The organism is Bradyrhizobium ottawaense (genome assembly GCF_002278135.3).
Taxonomy (GTDB): Bacteria; Pseudomonadota; Alphaproteobacteria; order Rhizobiales; family Xanthobacteraceae; genus Bradyrhizobium; species Bradyrhizobium ottawaense.
Window position 1 is genome coordinate 6598192 of record NZ_CP029425.2, and the last position, 18491, is coordinate 6616682.

12 protein-coding genes are annotated in these 18491 nt (G+C 61.3%); 6 read left to right on the plus strand and 6 right to left on the minus strand.

Annotated features, from left to right (window positions below; all coding sequences use genetic code 11):
* Positions 1–40 precede the first annotated feature (40 nt).
* Together CIT37_RS31260 and CIT37_RS31265 are read left to right on the plus strand one after the other, a co-directional pair.
* On the plus strand, positions 41–3949 hold the full coding sequence (locus tag CIT37_RS31260) for an RHS repeat domain-containing protein (protein WP_095424435.1): 3909 nt from the start codon (positions 41–43) through the stop codon (positions 3947–3949).
* Positions 3950–4209: 260 nt separating this feature from the next.
* Positions 4210–5331 (plus strand): acyltransferase family protein, encoded by a 1122-nt coding sequence (locus CIT37_RS31265; protein WP_028141799.1) that lies wholly within the window; start codon positions 4210–4212, stop codon positions 5329–5331.
* Positions 5332–5355: 24 nt separating this feature from the next.
* Here the strand turns inward: CIT37_RS31265 and CIT37_RS31270 are convergent, their stop codons facing one another.
* Both CIT37_RS31270 and CIT37_RS31275 read right to left on the minus strand, forming a co-directional pair.
* Positions 5356–6717 (minus strand): polysaccharide pyruvyl transferase family protein, encoded by a 1362-nt coding sequence (locus tag CIT37_RS31270; protein WP_244611296.1) that lies wholly within the window; start codon positions 6715–6717, stop codon positions 5356–5358.
* A gap of 19 nt (positions 6718–6736) precedes the next feature.
* Positions 6737–8194, minus strand: coding sequence for a lipopolysaccharide biosynthesis protein (locus CIT37_RS31275; RefSeq protein ID WP_038972558.1), 1458 nt, complete (start codon positions 8192–8194; stop codon positions 6737–6739).
* 268 nt (positions 8195–8462) lie between these two features.
* On the opposite strand from CIT37_RS31275, the gene CIT37_RS31280 reads away from it, so the two are divergent.
* Positions 8463–9560, plus strand: a complete 1098-nt coding sequence (locus CIT37_RS31280) for a glycosyltransferase family 4 protein (protein ID WP_244611298.1) — start codon at positions 8463–8465, stop codon at positions 9558–9560.
* 21 nt (positions 9561–9581) lie between these two features.
* Here CIT37_RS31280 and CIT37_RS31285 read toward each other — a convergent pair whose 3' ends face one another.
* Genes CIT37_RS31285 through CIT37_RS31300 form a run of 4 tightly spaced genes read right to left on the minus strand, consistent with a single transcriptional unit; the run spans position 9582 to position 14333 of the window.
* A complete protein-coding gene (locus tag CIT37_RS31285) occupies positions 9582–10673 on the minus strand; it encodes an acyltransferase family protein (protein ID WP_095424432.1) in 1092 nt (363 codons plus the stop codon).
* Positions 10670–11776 carry an acyltransferase family protein gene (locus CIT37_RS31290; RefSeq protein ID WP_095424431.1) on the minus strand — a complete coding sequence of 369 codons (1107 nt, stop codon included), beginning with the start codon at positions 11774–11776 and terminating at the stop codon, positions 10670–10672. The genes CIT37_RS31285 and CIT37_RS31290 overlap by 4 nt, the downstream gene beginning before the upstream one ends.
* 9 nt (positions 11777–11785) lie before the next feature.
* Positions 11786–13123: a hypothetical protein gene (locus tag CIT37_RS31295; RefSeq protein ID WP_028141805.1), complete on the minus strand. Its 1338-nt coding sequence runs from the start codon at positions 13121–13123 to the stop codon at positions 11786–11788.
* Positions 13124–13130: 7 nt separating this feature from the next.
* Entirely contained in the window at positions 13131–14333 is a 1203-nt protein-coding gene (locus CIT37_RS31300; RefSeq protein WP_028141806.1) for an acyltransferase family protein, read from the minus strand.
* Between the two features lie 699 nt (positions 14334–15032).
* Here CIT37_RS31300 and CIT37_RS31305 point away from each other — a divergent pair.
* The 3 genes from CIT37_RS31305 to CIT37_RS31315 all read left to right on the plus strand — a co-directional run bounded on the left by CIT37_RS31305 (position 15033) and on the right by CIT37_RS31315 (position 18481).
* Positions 15033–15527 (plus strand): hypothetical protein, encoded by a 495-nt coding sequence (locus CIT37_RS31305; RefSeq protein WP_038951073.1) that lies wholly within the window; start codon positions 15033–15035, stop codon positions 15525–15527.
* Between the two features lie 32 nt (positions 15528–15559).
* Positions 15560–17791 carry a succinoglycan biosynthesis protein ExoP gene (locus tag CIT37_RS31310; RefSeq protein WP_028141808.1) on the plus strand — a complete coding sequence of 744 codons (2232 nt, stop codon included), beginning with the start codon at positions 15560–15562 and terminating at the stop codon, positions 17789–17791.
* A gap of 402 nt (positions 17792–18193) precedes the next feature.
* Positions 18194–18481 (plus strand): hypothetical protein, encoded by a 288-nt coding sequence (locus CIT37_RS31315; protein WP_028141809.1) that lies wholly within the window; start codon positions 18194–18196, stop codon positions 18479–18481.
* The last annotated feature ends 10 nt before the right edge of the window (positions 18482–18491 follow it).

Consider the following 18491-nt stretch of genomic DNA (forward strand, 5'->3'; position numbering starts at 1 on the left):
CCTGCGAGCAATTTCGTTCGCGCTGAAACTCGAGTGTGCAATGTCCGATCAAACCATCCTGTCCGCCAGCGGCTTCATCGACTCCATCGGCGTCAACACGCACGCCGGCTTCGGCTGGACCGGCTACAACAATCTCGCGCTGATGGTCGATGACCTCGAGTATCTCGGCGTCACCCATCTCCGCGACGCGATGGGGACCAGCCCGGCCGCGCAACCCGTTGTCGAGGGTCTGGCCGCTGCCGGCTACAAGTTCGACTTCCTGGTGTCATCGGCGCTGCCCCAGACGGGCACAACCGGGCTGCAGAACTACATCGCCTCGCTCCAGAAGTTCGCGGCAAGCCACCCGGGCAGCATCAGCGCGATCGAAGGGCTCAACGAGGCCAATCACCAGCCCTTCAGCTACAACGGCAGTTCGAGCCTTACCGCCGCAGCTCAGTTCCAGAGCGCGCTCTATCAGGCCGTCAACGCCAACGCCGCGCTCGGCAGCATCCCGGTCTACAATCTGTCACTGGCCTACAACGATCCGCAAGGCTACAGCCAGCTCGGCGACATGTCGGGCTCGGTCGACTACGCCAACGCCCACGCCTATGTCAGCACCAGCCTGACGACCGGCAGCTCGATTTCGGCAACGCTGAGCGCAGTGATGGCCGCGGCCCCGGGAAAGCCGGTCGTCATCACCGAGACCGGCTACACCACGCAAGCCAACACCCAATATCTCGGTGTCAACGAGACGGTGCAGGCCAAATCGATCCTGAACACCCTGGTCGATGCCTACAAGGCCGGCGTCAGCGAGACTTATCTCTACGAGCTGTTCGACCGCGACTCCTCCGCCGGCAATACCAATCCCGAAGCCAATTTCGGACTGTTCAATTCCGACGGGACGCCGAAGCTCGCCGCCACCGCCATTCACAACCTGACGACCATTCTGGCCGACGACGGCAAGGGCGGCCTGCAGCCGACTGATCCGTTGAACTACACCCTGAGCAACATGCCAGCCACAGGCAACAGCATGGTGCTCGGCAAGAGCAACGGCGCCTACGAGCTCGTCGTGTGGGCGGAGCCGAAGCTCTGGAAGGATGCCAACGACACCGAGATTTCCAATCCGACCGAGACCGTCACGGTGAATCTCGGCGGCGTGCATCATTCGGTGAAGGTGTACGACACGCTGACGGGGACCACGGCGATCGCCAGCTACACCGACGTCAGCACGATCACCATCCCGGTCAGCGATCACCCGCTGATCATCGAGATCGACGCGCCTCCAACGACCACGACTCCGCCGGATACAAGGACCACTGTCAGCGGCACGGCCGCCGAGATCGTGCCGCAACTGTCCGACCTCAGCGACTCCACGGCCCTGCAGACCATCACGCTGACCGACTCGCACGTCCTTCCGGTCGCCTCGAAGGCGACCATGGACTACATGATCGCCCATTACGGCAGCGCCCTCTCCAAGATCCAGGGCGGCTACTCGTTCTCGGTGACGAACTCGGCTGCGACCTGGAGCAGCACGAAGACCTATAATTCCAGCGGATCGCTTGTGTCGAAGTCGGACACCGGCCTGAACTCAAGCGGACAGCCGACCTCGACCACCGTCGCCTACACCGATGGTTCCAAGGACCTGATCAGCTACACCGGCGGCGTGAAGACGAAATTCGTTCATGTCGACACCGACGCAACCAGGACCACCGACACCTACAACACGGCCGGAACCCTTCTGAGCGAAGTCGTCCAGAAGTCCGACGGCTATTACTCCACCACGCTCTACACGAGCGGTGTGAAGACGGCCGCCTACGTCAAGAATGCCGATGGCTCGCAAGACAATTACACCTACGGCATCACGGGCAAGAGCTTCACCACCCAGGTGCAGCATCTCGATGCATCCGGAAAGGTCACCTCGGTGACCCGCAGCCATGCCGACGGCTCGCTGGACTCGACGCAGGTCTACAACGCCGACGGCAGCAGCGTGATCACCACCTATAGCGCCACCGGCGTCAAGCTGGTCGAGACCGCCTATCATGCCGACCACAGCAAGGATGTCTGGACCTACAACATCACGGGCCAGAACTACACGACCGAGCACGATGTCTACAATTCGACTGGCTTTCTCACCAGCCTGACGCGGCTGCACACCGACGGCAGCCTCGCCTTCAAGCTCACTCAGACGACCGACGGCACCAAGACGACCGATTGGTACAATGCCGCCGGCAGCCTCACCAGCGAGGTGATCCAGAAGGCCGACGGCTTCTCCTCGACCACGCTCTACAGCAACGGGGTCAAGACCAACGCCTACGTGAAGAATGCCGACGGCAGCCAGGACAATTATGCCTACGGCATCACCGGCCAGAGCTACACCACGCTGATCCAGCACGTCGATCCCACGGGCAAGGTCACCGCCGTCACCCGAAAGCATGCCGACGGCACGCTCGACTATACCCAGGTGATCAACGGCGACGGCAGCAGCGTCGTCACCAATTATGATGCCGCGGGAACGCGGACCAAGGAAACCGACTATCACGCCGACGGCAGCAAGGACGTTTTCCTCTTCAACATCACCGGCCAGACCTACACGACTGAACACGACATCTACGATGCGACCGGCCTCCTCACCACGCTGATTCGCAAGCACGCCGACGGCAGCATGGCGTTCAAGCTGGTGCAGAGCGCCGATGGGGCCAAGACCACGGACTGGTACGATGCCAGCGGCGTGCTGACCAGCGAGGTGGTCCAGAAGCCGAGCGGTTACAGCTCGACCACGGTGTACACCAATGGCGTGAAGACCGCGGCATACATCACCAACGCGGACATGAGTCACGACAATTACAGCTACAACATCACCGGGCAGAGCTATACCACGCAGTACCAGCACCTCGATCCATCCGGCCAGACCACCGAGGTGACCCGCTGGCATGCCGACAACTCGCTCGACTATACCCAGGTCGTCAACAGCGACGGCAGCAGCGTGGTGACCAACTACGATGCATCAGGGGTCAAGAAGACGGAAACCGACTACCACGCCGACGGGTCGAAGGACGTCTTCCAGTTCAACGTCGTCGGCCAGAACTACACGAACGAGCACGACAGTTACGATTCCACCGGCTTCCTCACCGATATTGTTCGCACCCACGCGGACAACAGCCTGGCCTTCACGCTGGAGCAGAGCGCCGACGGCACCAAGACCTCCGACTGGTACGATGCCAACGGCGTCATCACCAGTGAGGTAACGACCAAGAGCGACGGTTACAGCTCCACGACCGTCTATGCCGGCGGCGTGAAGAGCGCTGCCTACATCAAGAACGCCGACGGCACATCCGACAACTGGAACTACAACATCACCGGGCAGTCCTATACGACCCAGCATCAGCACCTCGATGCCTCGGGCAAGATGGTCGAGCTCACCCGGACGCACGCCGACGGCACCCTGGACTATACCCAGGTCATCCATGACGACGGCAGCAAGCTGACCGACATCTACAACAGCGCTGGCACCAAGACCCAGGAGATCGCCAACAACACCGACGGCTCGAAGGACGTCTTCCTGTTCAACTTCAACGGACAGACCGGGACGACGCAGCACGAGAATTACAACTCCGCCAGCGCGCTGCAATTCTTCGACCAGACCAAGGCCGACGGCACCCACAATGTCACAGCCGTCGCCGGCGGCGTGACGATCCAGGGCGGGGCGGGCAATGACGTGTTCTCGGCCGCGCCAAACTCGACAACGGTTGCCTACGATCACGGCCAGGACCAGATCCTCAACTTCCAGGCCGGTGACGGCACAACCCACGACGTGGTCCAGATCTCGAAGCTCCTGGCCGCTGACTACAGTCACCTGCAGATCACGCAGTCCGGCACGAATGCGCTGATCACGTTCTCGGCCAATGATTCGATCCTGCTGAAGAACGTCTATGTCAGCAGCCTGACGAGCCACGATTTCTTGTTCGTCTGAGCACGGCGCACTGACGACAGGACGCATAAATGTTGACACGGGCCGGGACCAGCCAACGTCCCGGCCCGCTCATTAGGCGCCTGCCTCATCAAGAGGCAGAATTGGGACGATGAAGTCGTTCCCTTCCCGGACAAGATGGTCTCGAGGAACTCAAGGCCGACCGATCCGCGATCACGCCACCTTCCCCGCTCCATCCAGCGAACTTGCGTCACAATTCGTCTCTAGAAGCGAGACGAACCGCGCAAGGACTCCGAGGCCCGATGGAAGCAAGTGAAGCAAGACGTTTTGTCGTTCTCGACTTCTACCGCTTCGTCGCTGCGCTCGGGGTCTTCATCTTCCACCTGAAGCTGATCGACACGGGCATTTCGCCGGCCTGGAACGGGTCCTACGGCCTGTTCGTGGACATGTTCTTCATCCTGTCCGGCTTCGTGATCTCCTATTCCTACCCGTCCGATGCACGTGGCGTGGCGGCCTATTCCCGCTTCATGATCCGGCGTATTGCACGGATCTATCCGCTGCATCTGCTGAGCTTGCTCATCTTCGTGGTGCTCATCGGCGTCGGCCTGGAGCGCACGGCCCGCTCGACCCCGCTGGACTTCCTGTACAACCTTCTGCTGCTCCAGGCGTGGGGCGTCACCGACCATCTCAGCTTTAACTCGCCGTCCTGGTCGATCAGCGCGGAGTTCTTCTGCTATCTGATCTTTCCACTGCTGATGCTGCTTGCACGCAAGATGCAACCGATCGTGCTCGGCGCGATCGTGGCCGCGCTCTATCTGGTCCTTGCCCACGGCCATTTGCCGATCTGGCAGGAACGGTCGCAAATGTATGGCGCCAATTTCGATTACGGGATGCTCCGCGCACTGCCGAGCTTTCTGAACGGTATCCTGCTCGCCATTCTATTCCGGATGTCGCATCCCTACCGGCACAAGCGGATGATCTTCGCCGGCATCGGCACGTTCGGCCTCTCCGTGCTCGTCCTCAACGTCTTCGCCAAGCCGGACCTCGCCATCCTGCTGTTCTCCTGCGCCATCCTGCTCACTGCGGTCGGCGAAAGCGCCTTCAAGGAGTTTCCGGGCGCCCGCCTGCTCGGACGGCTCGGCAACACCTCATATGCGATCTACATGCTGCACGATGCCATCCTCATTGCCGTGTTCAAGCCGTTGTGGATCTGGCTCGGACTGCGTCCCGATCAGTTCGGCCTCTTCGCCCTGGCGTGCTGTGCGGTCCTGACCATCGCCGCGGACCGCACCTACGCCTATTTCGAGAATCCGGCGCGGCGCTTCATCAACCGCTGGGCCGACATTGGTGCCACGTCCTCGCGCAAGCGGGCCGCAGCCGACACCCCCGTGCGCTTTGAAAACACCGAGCGGGCGGTCAACTGACGTCTGCCGGCGACATAAGGGCGTTCAGGCGACCTTGCCGCCGGCCTCCTGCACCGTGCGCATCGCGCTCTCGCCCAGTAGCGGTGCGATGTTGGCGCGGGACAGCTCCATGACATCCGGCAGCATCTGACGTACCTTCTCACCGACGGCTTCGTGCGCGCCAAGGAACTGCAGCACAAACTTCTCAAAACTGTCGTCGACCAGGAATTGGGCCGGCGACAGCAACAGCGATTCGCTGACGCCAAAGTGCGCAAACAGGCCCTGGAACTTGTCCTGATAGGTAATCGCTGCGACGGGCGTTCCCTGCCCCAGCGCCGCAATCGCCAGATGCATGCGGCCGGTGATCACGCCGTCGACCAGACCGACAACGGCCTTGATCTCGCCCGCCGACAGCGCCTGATCGACATGATGCACGTGATCGCCGAGCGTGGGCTTCAGGCGGTCAGCCAGCGGCCGTAGGCAATTGTCGTCGGCGATCTCGGGGCGGTAGTCGTGAGCGAGCAACAACCAGCTTGCATTGTGCTCGCGAGACAGCCGCTCCATGGCGCCCGCGGCGAGCTCTATCATTTGCCGCAGCTTGGCCGGCTCCGGCTTCCTGAACAACATCGGATGAATGTTGAAGACGAAGACCTTGCGACCCTGCTCGCGCTGTCGCGCGATCGTGGCCGCGATCTGCTTCACCGCGGTCGTATCCGCCCGCGGCGTCAGCATGAACGCCGCATCGGCAACCAGACGGGCGCGTTTCCGGGCGAAATCGTCGAAACGCTGAAGAGATATTGTATCGCGCAGATTCAGGACCACGCCCGGGTCCAGCAGCCGGAATACCTCGCGCAGCGCCTTCGCCGGGCGGGAGTTGAAACTGAAGCCGAGCACGCTGACCTTGGCGCCGAACGCAGCCATCAAGTCGGCAACGAGCAGCATGCGCGCGGCATCCACCGGCGAATAATAGCCGTCGAGCACGTCGGCCCCCAGAACCAATCCGAAATCCGGCCTGGTGAGCGACAGCTCCTGCGCCACGGTCTCGTATGAGAACGGCTGTCGCCAGAGTTCGAGCGGCTTGAAACCCATCGCGCGCACGTCCGCACTGGCCGTTGGCGTCGCGGTGACGATGTAGATCTCGAGGTTCGGATAGGTCCGCTTCACCTCCCCGGTGGCCGCTTCGATCATCGCCTCATCGCCCCGCGACTGACGAACGCTCCAGGGATCGGAAGGCAGCACGACGAGCCGGCGCGGATCGTTGCGCGGCGCGACGTTGACGCCGACGTCTCTCCGGGCGATCTGCCACCTGCGCAGTTCGAGCAGATCGAGAGCCAACGGCGTATTCTTCGCGCTGTTGAGCCAGCCTCGGAGCTGCCTGCGTACGGGCACCGGGATCAATTGCTTCACGACGTCCTCCTCGTCTTCATCAGGCGGTCGCACCGCGCTTCACGACGAAATCAATCAGGGAAAGGAGCTGCTTCCGCCAGAACAGCAGAATGCCCGTCAAATAGGTCGCGCCAAAACAGGACGCCAGCAGTCCAATCCGCAAATAGGGATTCATGCCCGGCGTCGCCTCCCGGCACAGCACGACCGCGCCGTAAGCCAGAACGATGGCGCAAAGGCATCCCGCAATGGGGCGCAGAAACTGGCTCCAGCTCAAGCCCAGCAGCCGGAGCGCCAGCGCAAACGTAACGGGGGTCACCACGAGCTGCGAGAATGCGAAGATCGTGGCCAGTTGACCAATGTCGCGTGAGGGCAGCAGGAACATTGCCGGCACGACCGTACAGAATTTGAGGATATTGAGCAGAAAGACGTAGTTCGGTTTGCCCAGAGCGCCAAAATAGGCGCTGTTGACGAACTGCACCGTCTGGACCGCGCCAATCAGCATCAGCGGCCGCATCACCGCCTCGCTGCCACCCCACTTCGCACCGAACAGCAGCAGGGAGAACTCCGGCGCGATCGCCGCGAGCAGCACGAAGACCGGAGATCCGATCAGTGCGCCGAGACTGACGCTGCGCAAATAGGCGCCCGCGATGCGGTCCCGCTCGTGCGCGATCTTGGACAAGGCGCTCAGCGCCACGTCCATGACCGCCTGGGTGAGCAACTGCATCAGGATGATGTAGACCCTCGCGCCGACCGTGTAGATGCCGAGGGCGGCGACGCCATAGAGCGACAGGATGATCATGTCGATCGTCCGAACGATGGCGAAGTCCAGCAGCCTGTTCAGCATGACGTGGATGCTGTAGCCGGAGAGCTCGCGAAAGCTCTTCAGATCGTAGCCGCGCATCGGCAACCATCGCGGCTGGCTCCAGAGCCACAAGCCGCTGATCGCGCTCTGAACGACCACCTGGATCACGAGGCTGAGGGCGCCAAACCCTGCATAGGCACAGGCGATTCCCACGACGCCGGAGATGGCTGTCGCCACCATGGTCCTGACTGCGAGCACCCGAAAATCCATCTGGCGCTTGTAGAGCGCCTCCTGGAACAGGGTCGCGGTGCCGATCGGAAGCGAGAGACTGGCGGCCGTCAGCAGCGGCGCGAGCCCCTTCACGTCGAACCAATGCTCGATATGCGTCGCGAGCAATGCGATCAGAACGGCCAGGAGCACTGAGGCTGCAAACGAGCAGAAGAACGGCAGCGTCACATCGGCGGGCTCGAGCGTCCGCCGCTGGATCAATGCATCACCGAAGCCGAATTCCGCGATGGAGCTCAAAAGCAGCAGGATGAAGGCGACTAGCGCCGCAAGTCCGAAATCCGCGGGATCGAGCAGCCGCGCCAATACCAGGAACAGCACGAACGACAATGCGCGGCCGCCCCAATTCTGCGCGAGCGACCAAAACAGCGCCACCACGACCTGATGTTGCCTGCCTCGAGTGACGTTCATCAACAATTCGACCCAATTCCGATCCAGACGACGCGGCAATGATGATGACACGCCACCGCTTGTCGCCGCTCACAACGGCGACTGATTGCTCGCTACAATACGACGGAGTGATGGCAATCAGATGAGCGCCATCACGATTCCGATTTAGAGTGGAAGTGAGTTCAAATCGTGGACTACACTCCAATCGCTCTCTGCGATGTGATGCAAAATGGATGCCTTGATGAATTCGCCGGCCCCGCGTTCTCTCCGTAGCTCCAAACGCTTGCGCGTGGCGATTTACGCCCCGCATTTTGCGGAATATTCCTATCGGCTCGCTTCGGGATTGGCTCACCATTGCGACGTCAGGCTCGTGCTCAACCGCAAGGACGCCAACCAGCAATGGGAACTGGCCGACATCGCCGTGGCGGCTCCCTTCGAGACCCGGGTTCGCGATTTGAGCCTGCGCCGCGGCGGCGTGATCGGCATCCCGGCTTCTTTCCTCGACATAATTTCGTTTCGTCCGGACGTCGTTCATTGTCACGAAGTTCCGGAGATCTATACGTCCAAGCTGATTCAGTTCCTTCGCCCCCTCGGCATTCCCCTGGTGCTGACAGTTCACGATGCTATCCCGCATTCGGAAGGCGGCTCCGGCACCTCGCCGCGCGAGGACGCCTGGCGCGGGCACATGCGTGCCGCCGCGTCGATCGTCACGACGCATGGCGAGAGCTGTATTGCGGATTTTCGTCGCGCCTCGCCCGACTTCAAGGGCGGAACGGTCTCAAGCATGCACGGCGTGCTCATGGTTCCACCGGCCCGAGATGCGGTCACCGCGCCCGAAGCCGCTCGCATCCTGTTTTTTGGACGAATGTGGGCCTACAAGGGCCTCGACGTCTTCATCGACGCGATCGACATGTTGGCCAAGCGCGGTGTGGCGCATGAGGCAATCGTCGCCGGCCGCGGCCCCGAAATGACACGGCTCGGCGCGCGGATGGAAGCGATGCCGACGGTCAAGACCATCAACGCCTACATTTCGCCCGCGGACACCGGACAGCTGTTTCAATCCGCCACGGTGGTCGCCTTGCCCTACAAGGATGCGACACAGAGCGGTGTGCTTGCCTCCGCTTACGGAAATTCTCGTCCCGTCGTTGCCAGCGCCACCGGCGGCATTCCCGACGTCGTCGCCGACGGAGTCAACGGGCTGCTGGTTCCTCCAGGGGATGCCGCTGCATTGGCCGATGCACTCGAGCGCGTGCTGACCTCCAAGCCGCTTGCCGCGACATTGACGGATGGCGCACGGCAAACCGCGGCCGGCATCCTGAACTGGGACCACATCGCCGAACAGCTGCTGGGGTCCTATCACAAGCTCGCAGGCCGTACCGTGAGCTGACCGCGACGGGCACGCGGTCGCTCAAACCGATTGCCCGACCTTCAGCGGTCGAAAGAACATGCCGCGGATCGCGCCGTCCAGCAGGCGCCTCAACCTGACCTCGATCAGCTCATAACTGATCGCGCTTGCAACCAATGACATTACCAGCCCAAGCACGATGAAGGCGGCCCACAGCAGCCAGCGATCGACGCCGGCGGCGACCAGCTTCAGGCCGATCACCTGCAAGGGAAAGAGCACGAAGGGATGCACGAGATAGAGGCTGTAGCTGATCTTGCCGACATATTGCAGTGCCGGGGCACTCAGAGCCCTGCCCAGGCCCGACTCCGGAGCAAGCACCATGCCGAACAGCAGGAATCCGGGAAGGAGTCCCACGAACGGGTGAAACAGCACCAAGCTCGCATACAGGGCGGCTGCGCAGGCGAGGCCCGCGAGCAGGCCGACCCGTCCAGGAATGGAGATGCGAAACCCGGTGGCGCTGAACAGCATGCCGATGCAGAAGAACGCCGTGATCGGCCAGTGCATCAGGCAAGCCAGACCCAGCAGGATCAGGGGCGCCGCCAGTAGCTTGCCCCCGCCGCGCCACATCGAGAATGTCAGCGCAAACCAGATGTAGAACGCCCACTCATAGGTCAGTGTCCAGGCATTCTGCTGGGCAATGGGCAAGCCAAGCGCGTCCTGCACGAAGAACAGATTGGCCGCGAAAATCCCGAGATAGCCGGTCAGATCGATGCCACGGAAGAACTTGTAGCCGACGATCGGACCTATCGCGAACAGCGCAAGATGCAGGACCACGAACACCGGCATGATGCGCAGGACGCGGTCGAAGAAGAACCGCGGCAGCGAGCCGTGCCGCACCAGGCTCGCCGGGATCAGGAAGCCGCTGATCATGAAGAACAGCTCGACGCCGTGCCCGCCGACATTGATCGCCGATTGCAGCCAGAGCCAGAGCGGCGGCAGGAAGCCGGGATCCGGGATGTCGTACATGCCTCCCTTCGGCATGTCGTAGAAATGATCCATCAGCACGCTCAGCGCGGCAATCCCCCGAAGCCCCTGGACCGAGGGAACGAACGATCCGTCGTAGGCGGCGCCCGGCTGGTGCAGCGCGTTACTCACTCTGCAGCACCCTGGGTACTGAGGACGGGCTCAAGAACGACCTTTTTTCGCCGTGCTGATCGGAACCTTTGTCCGAAGGCGATGCTGGGCTTCTCGACGAATGTAAACGTCATCCAGCTGACGAGGATCGACAACGCCAGGATCAGGGTCATGAAGATCGACCATCCGAGCGGCCCGTCGCCGAACCAGACGAGGCGATGGATGAAGACGAGCACGAACGGCGACATCAGGTAGACCGAATAGCTGATCACGCCGACGAATGCCATCGGCCGCCACGCCATTCTCTCACCGAACACGGCAAAGCCGATGAAGACGAGCGCCGCACAGACATAGGCCGATGCGATCGAATAGCTGTAGAAGAAATTCTCGTGATATACGCCTCCGAACCGCCGGTCGGCCAGGGTGATGGCGAAGATCGCATACAGGAGCGTGCAGACCGCCACGTGGGACCATCGCAGCTTTCCGCCGATGACGGTGTCGCGGATGATCTTGCCCAGGAACATCGCCGACAGATTCAGCCCGACCTCCATCACCGAGGAAACCGCCCTGTTCTCCACCAGGAGCGCAGCGGTGGTTCCGACCAGCGCGGCCGCAACGACGATCGTCACCGCCGTGAAGCGCCGGTTCAGCAGCCCCATCGCAAACAGAATGGTGCATCCGGCATAGAAGAGCAGCTCGATCGCCAGCGTCCAATAGAACACCCAGAGGTTCGGGACGTTCACGAAGGTCTGCAACATCGTCACGTTCGCGGCGATCTGCCCGAGCGGATAGATCTTCGAATCCATCAGCTGCATCGTCACGAGCCCGACCACGAGCGAGGTCCAGTAGGCCGGGTAGAGCCGGAAGAAGCGGCTGATCGAAAAATCCCGCACGGGCGTGGCGCTGTCCGGGAAGCTGAACGGAATGACGAAGCCGCTGACGAAGAAGAACAACACCACGCCGAACCGGCCAAAGTTCATGTAGTAGCCGAACAAATCGTGGATGGGCCAGTAATAGGCGCCCGTCGGGTGCTTCTCGACGATCACCTCGAACACATGCTGGACCAGGACCGACAACACGGCAATGCCGCGCAGCGTGTCGATAAATGCGAGCCGTTTATGCATCGTTCGTTCTCACCTGCTTCCGCTCGCCGCCGGTATGTCCGGGCGGAAGCCTTCCAAAGACGGCATCGGCGGCCGCATGACGATCGGCACGGCGTCGCCCGCCCGTGCGGAGGCCGCGCGGCGCGAAAACACGTCGCTGAAGCTCAATGCGATGATCAGGAGGCCGGACGCCGGGCCGTAGTTCAACACCGTGATCGTGAACAGGTTGACGACGAAGATCAGCGTCAGCTTGTACACGTCGGTCGCGCCGAATGTCGCCCTGAACACCATCACCATGAACGCGACGAACGGCAGACCGAACATCAGGTAGGTCCCGATGTAGAAATTGTCGACGGGCACCCAGAAATGCGCGAGCGGCGAGAACAGCTTCTGCGGATAGTTGAAGCAGCCCGCGCCGCAGCCCGTCACCAGACCGATCGGCATGAGCTGGTTCATGTAGACGAACGGCAACTGCCAGCTGTTGTTGATGCGATCGACGATACTGAACAGGGTCGAGTGCGGGACGGCGGCGGTGCCGGAAGCGATCACGATCATGAAGAACGGAACGAAGATCGCGGCAAAGGACCATTGCGCGATGCCCCTGATTGCGGGAAAGCGCGACTTCTCCGGCAGCATACGCACGAACACGAGCAGGATCAGATAGAGCACGAGGACGATCATCGTCGTCTTGCTCGTGGTCAGCTTGATGACATAGACCGCGAGCGAGCCGAACAGAAGGCACCACGTCGTGCTCTTGCGAATCGAGGTGATCGCGAACGACACGAGAATGAAGAAGGCGGCCATGGTGTTGTCGGCCGCAAAACCCATGAGCCGCTGGTCGTCGCCGCCATAGGCCCACCACAGCCGGCCCGCCTCCCGAACCGCGCCAAAGGACTCATATTTATACCCGACCCAGGGCATGAGGTAGAACTTCGTCAGCAACACCCCGATGACCGAGAGGTAGAAGGTCACGGCGATGACCGACAGCAGCTTCTTGTACGAGCCGAGACTCGCATCACAGAAGCAGAAGCCGACGAACACCGGCAGCATCATCTTGAAGGACGAGATCGCCGCGTTTGCCGTTCCCATCATGAAATAGCCAAGCACGAGCGACAGCATGATCTGGACCAACACCAACAGGGCCAGTGTGCTGCGATTGCGCAGGATACAATGCACGATGAACTGGATCAGACACGCAAGCGCGACCGCATCGGGCAGATACCAGAGCGCATCCATGTGATAGATGCTGGTGTAATAGCGGATCACGCCGCCAAAGGCGTCGCGGACCAGGTAGACCCCGAGCGCGATCGCCTCGATGCTGAGGCTGATCAGGATCAGTCGCGGCCGTTGCAGTGCGAGGATGCTCATGACCGACTCAGTTCGTCAGCCGCGCCGACGGCGCGGGGGATCGCGCGAAATCCCGACGGCTTCCGAGCACATTTCGCATGAACCTGCCGCCGGGAATTTCGATGTAGAGATAGGTGAAGTGCGAGACCGCTAGCACGGCAGCCAGTGAGACGACGAGATTCAGCGTGGCCGGCAGGCCTGCCCAGACCGAATCCAGCGCGGCGATCCGCCCCGCCCCCACTGCCCGCACGAAATATTCAGCGAGCAGCACCACGAGCGCGTGCACCATATAGATGGAGTAGGAACGTTTCCCGAGCCAGACCAGCGGCCCGGCCACCAGCATCCGCGGCACCAGCAGCGCATCCGGAAAGGCCAGCAAGCTGCCGAGGAAGATCGCGAACGTCACCGGCGCGAGGAAGGTCGCGGCAGGATTGGTCTCCGCCACGGACACCAGAGCGATGCTGGCGATCATGGCGGCGAACTGCAGCACGCCCTGCACGGCAGGGCCCGGCTTGGCCGGCAGGCGATCGACGATCCTCACCGTCAGCACGCCCAGGAAGAAGCTCACGAAGCAGCGCAGGATGCCGAAGTCGGTCTGAAGCCCGAGGCTCCTCTTGTCGAGCACGAAGATGATGAAGACCAGACTGCTAATCGCAAGGGCTCCACAGAGGACGTAGAACCAGAGCAGGGAACGCATGCGCTGGGCCAGCAGCACGATCAGGCCAAACACCAGATATGTGTAGAACTCGACGCTGATGCTCCAGCTCGGCGCATTCCAGCTGAGATAATCGATGAACCCCATCGAATGCAGCAGCAGCACGTTGAGACCGAAGGAATAGGCATTGTTCACTTCGAACGCCGCCGGCGCGGCCACCACGACACCGGCCATGACCAGACCGATCCGCAGGAGGCGAAACAGAAGATTTGCCATCAGCATGACGATATGCAGCGGATAGACCCGCGCCAGGCGCCGCGCCATGAACTCACGCAGCGAGAAGCGCCCGAAGTCGCTCTCGACGTAGCTGAGCGACATGACGATCCCGCTGAGAACAAAGAACAAGTCGACCAGCAGCCAGGAGCTTCTGAAGAACGAGCAATTGATCCACGCATTGTGCGGGAACGCCGCGAGGAAAGTCGGCATCAGCAGGAGATGGTGAATCACCACCGACGTCGCGGCGATCCCCCGAATGCTATCGAGCGGCAGGACATGCGCCTTCTCACGATGAACCATCTCCGTCACATCAACATTCCGTAGCTATTGCACCGCAGCAGTGTGTATCAGGTCTTGCGCGTGTTCAATCTCTGCGATCGCGGACTCGCATTCGACGCATGAGGGTCGACGATAATTTCAACCCTCGCAGATCATTCGGACATGCGAGCGCCAAGTTCACGCCACTTTTTGCCTGAGATCGACATGCGTCGGCGCGCAAATCAATTCGGTCGTGATGATTGCGAGTATTTGCGTGCAAAGTGTGCGCGAAATTCGGCGCTGTTGCGATCAAGCCGACCGCGAAAGACGTTGATCTCTCCGCAAGCACGATGCCACATATCGCACCGATAATTTTTCGCAAGCGGGGAACAATGAGTCGCGTGACGACTTGTGTCGGTTTTGCGACGCATGCTCGCGGCCCTTCGACTTTCAACGCCTCTTATGTTTTCAGTTTGCAACATTCCTAGGCGCCAGCGTGCCGATCTCGCAGGCATTGCAGATCTTCATTTTTGCAACCGACCGAAACAGGCAATGCACGCGTTGTCTCACCGAGCACGCGCACGCAGCTTTTGCGTCGCACAAAAATTGACACAGTTGCCTGCCAAGTTTCACGTGTTCTCCTATTGCAACAGGGAGCAAGGGACACAGATGGGTTGCGGACTAACACGTCGTCTTGCGAGATCGCGATGGCTACCGATCATCTTGGCAGCTTCTGCCTTGATGGTGGCGAGCATCGATGCTTGCCGCGCCCAGTGCGTCGAATTTACGGATCGTGCCTCGCAGCTCCAACTCGACACGTTCGTAAAATCGCCCTCCTCGCTTCTGGAACAGCTGCGCAATGACAAGGAGAAGCTGAGATATCGGCTCGCCACCTTTATCGCCACGAACCCCTCGGTGTTGCCGTCCGTGCAGACCCTCATCTCGGCGTCGAGTTCAACCGACCGTTCAGCCATTGGCGCCGCGTTGAGGATCGCCGAAGGGCGGTGCACGTCGACGAAGCCGGACGCTGCGCGCAAGATCAGGGATTTCACGCAGCGGATCGGCGATCTCAACGTGCAAGCAGGCTATGCCGCCGCCGGCGAGGACGCCTCCGGCGCCCAGACCCAATCCCAAGACAAGGGCCGTGCGCAACCGCCCCGAGGCGGGGCGCTGCTCGACGGCGAGTGGAAGACCAAGCTGGCCAACCCGTTCAAGCCCGTCCCCCTTCCGAATTGATCAGCGATCGTCAAAAGGCAGCGAATTAACAAATGTATCAGCCTAGAGAACATTTTCCGTCGGGTCACAGATTCGGCATCGAATTCGGCGGAGCAGTCCTCAGCTTCGAACGCGTGGCCGATGTCCTGCGCCGGCAATGGCCGATCATCGCGGTGTGCACCGGCGCTTCGCTGGCGCTGGTGATCGTCTATCTGATCATGGCGCAACCCATGTACACGGCGAATGCCCGCATCATGATGGATACCCGTCAGGCGCAGGTGCTGGACAAGGACAGCAACGCCAACAGCGCCCTCATCGATACCGGATACGTCGACAGCCAGGTCGAGGTCATCAACTCGGACGACCTGATCCTCTCGGTGGTCCGTCGCCTGAAGCTGACGGACGATCCGGAGTTCAATGGCTCCAATCCGGGTTTACTTTCCATCGTCCTCGGCAAGTTCATGTCGTTGTTCGGCACCGGAGAACCGGCGTCGCAGGAGCGACTCGAGCATGCCGTGGTCGAGCAGGTTCAGAAGAACCTGAGGACGGAACGTGTCCTGACGACCTATGTCTTGTCGCTGAACTATCGCTCGCGAAGCCCTGACAAGGCCGCCAAGATCGTCAACGCCGTCGCCAGCGCCTACCTTGTCGGCGCCCTGGAAGCCAAATATCAGTCGACCAAGCGGGCGACCGAATGGCTTCAGCAGCGCAGCATCGAGCTGAGCGAGCAGGCAACCGCCAGCGACCGTGCCGTGCAGACCTTCAAGGCCGAAAACAACATCGTCGGAACCAGCCGCGGCCTGATGTCCGAACAGCAATTGTCGGACCTCAACACCCAGCTGGTTCAAGCGCGGGCGTCGACGGCCGAAGCCAAGGCCCGGCTCGACCGGATCACCGCGATTTCGGACCAGGACGTCGCACAATCGACGGTGACCGATGCTCTCAACAACTCGGTCATCACCCGCCTGCGCGCGCAATATCTGGACCTCCAGGCCCAGTATGCCGACTGGTCCCGGCGCTATGGCAAGCAACATCTTGCTGCGGTCAATCTGGCCAACAAGATGGAGGAGCTGCGCAAGAACATCGCCGACGAGCTGCATCGGATCGGCGACGCCTATCGCAGCGACTATGAGATCGCAAAGAGCCGAGAAGCCTCGCTCGAGAAGAACGTAAAGGAACTCGTCGCCCAGGCCGGCGATACCGGCCAGGCTGCAGTCAAGTTGCGCGATCTCGAAAGCGCCGCGGACACCTACCGCAACCTCTACAACAACTTCCTCGAGAAGCTGCAGAGCGCCACGCAGAACCAGAGCTTCCCGCTCAGCGAGGCGCGCCTCATCAGCACCGCCGCCAAGCCGGATCGCAAGAGCTCGCCGCGCACGGTGCTGGCGCTGGTGGGCGGCCTGGTGGGCGGCCTCTGCCTCGGCTTCGGCGCCGCCTTTGCCCGCGAACTGCTCAGCGACGTGTTGCGGACCCCTGGCGAGGTCGAGGACGAGCTCGGCGTGAAGTGCCTCGGGGTCCTGCCCGACATTCGTCCGCCGACGAAGACCGGCGCGTTGCTATCCACGTCCGGGAAGACCGGTCCACCCGATCTGTCCCGCTACGTCGTCGACCATCCATTCTCGCGATTTGCCGAGACGTTGCGCAATATCAAGGTGTCGATCGACGTTGCGCGCCTGACCCGCGAGATCAAGGTGATTGGCATCGTCTCGTCCCTTCCCAAGGAAGGAAAGACGACGGTGGCGGCCAACTTCGCCCAGTTGATCGCCCTCACCGGGCATCGCACGGTCCTGATCGACGGCGATCTGCACACGCGCTCGCTCACGCGGGAGCTCGCGCCGAACGCCAAGAGCGGACTGGTAGAGGCGCTCAGCGATCCGGCCAGCCTCGGCTACCATGTGCAGCGAAGCAAGGAAACAGGCCTGGATTTCCTGCCGTCCGTCGTGGCCTCCCGCATGGTCAATTCGGCAGACGTCATTGGATCGAAGGCGATGGCCGATCTGCTCAAGGTGCTGAAAGAGCACTATGAGTACATCGTGATCGATCTTGCCCCGGTGATGCCGGTGGCGGATTCAAAGGCCGTCAGCTTCCTGATCGATGCCATGGTCTATGTGATCGAGTGGGGGCAAACGACACGAAGCGCCCTTCAGGAGTCGGTTTCCGGGTCGGAAGTCCTGCAGAAGAAATTGCTCGGCGCCGTGCTCAACCGCGCCAACCCGAAGATGCTCAAGCGCATCGAGGCGTACAAGGGCAAGCACCACAACAGCTACTACGTCGAGCATGCCTAGGCGGAGGCGCGTCAGGCCGCGCCCAGCCGATTTCTAAAGACGACGGGCCCGCTGCCATTTGGCAGCGGGCCAATTTTTTTGCGTTCTTCGAAACTGTCGCCTGAAGAGCAGCGAGTGCGCCTTCGCACACGAACGGAGGATTGCGCCGAGCCCACCTCGGACTGCCGAGGCCTCCGTATTCGCCCGGAATCCACAACTTGCAGTTATTGCTCTAGCCAAAAGCAAGGATTGACGAAGGCTGCGATGGCTAGGACAGTGCGCCAATTGGCAACCATTCATCGGCAAGACGAGACAATCCGGTCCTCGATGCTTTAAAATGCTGAAACTTTGGGCATCTTTCTTTCTGGGTTCCCTGAGGCTAACCTCGGCTGATATTTGTCGTTCATTTCCGGCGGGCTCGGAATGCTGATCGTCCTGACGATTTTGACTATTTGGGTTCTGCTCAACATCCTGTTCGTGTTGATCGTGGTTCCTCCACGCAAGCCGCGTCCGCAGCCAATGGCGACGACGCTCTCACCCGCGCCCATCGACCCGAGTCAAAGGGAAATCGAGCAGGACGAACCCTTCTCGATCCGCCATGTCATCGTTTCCGTTGCGATGGGGGCTTTCTTCGTGCTGGTGCCGCCGTTGCTTGCCTTGCGCGACGCGATCATGCGGCTCTTCAGCAGGTCGTCGAGAGACGGAACCTGATCCCTTAAGC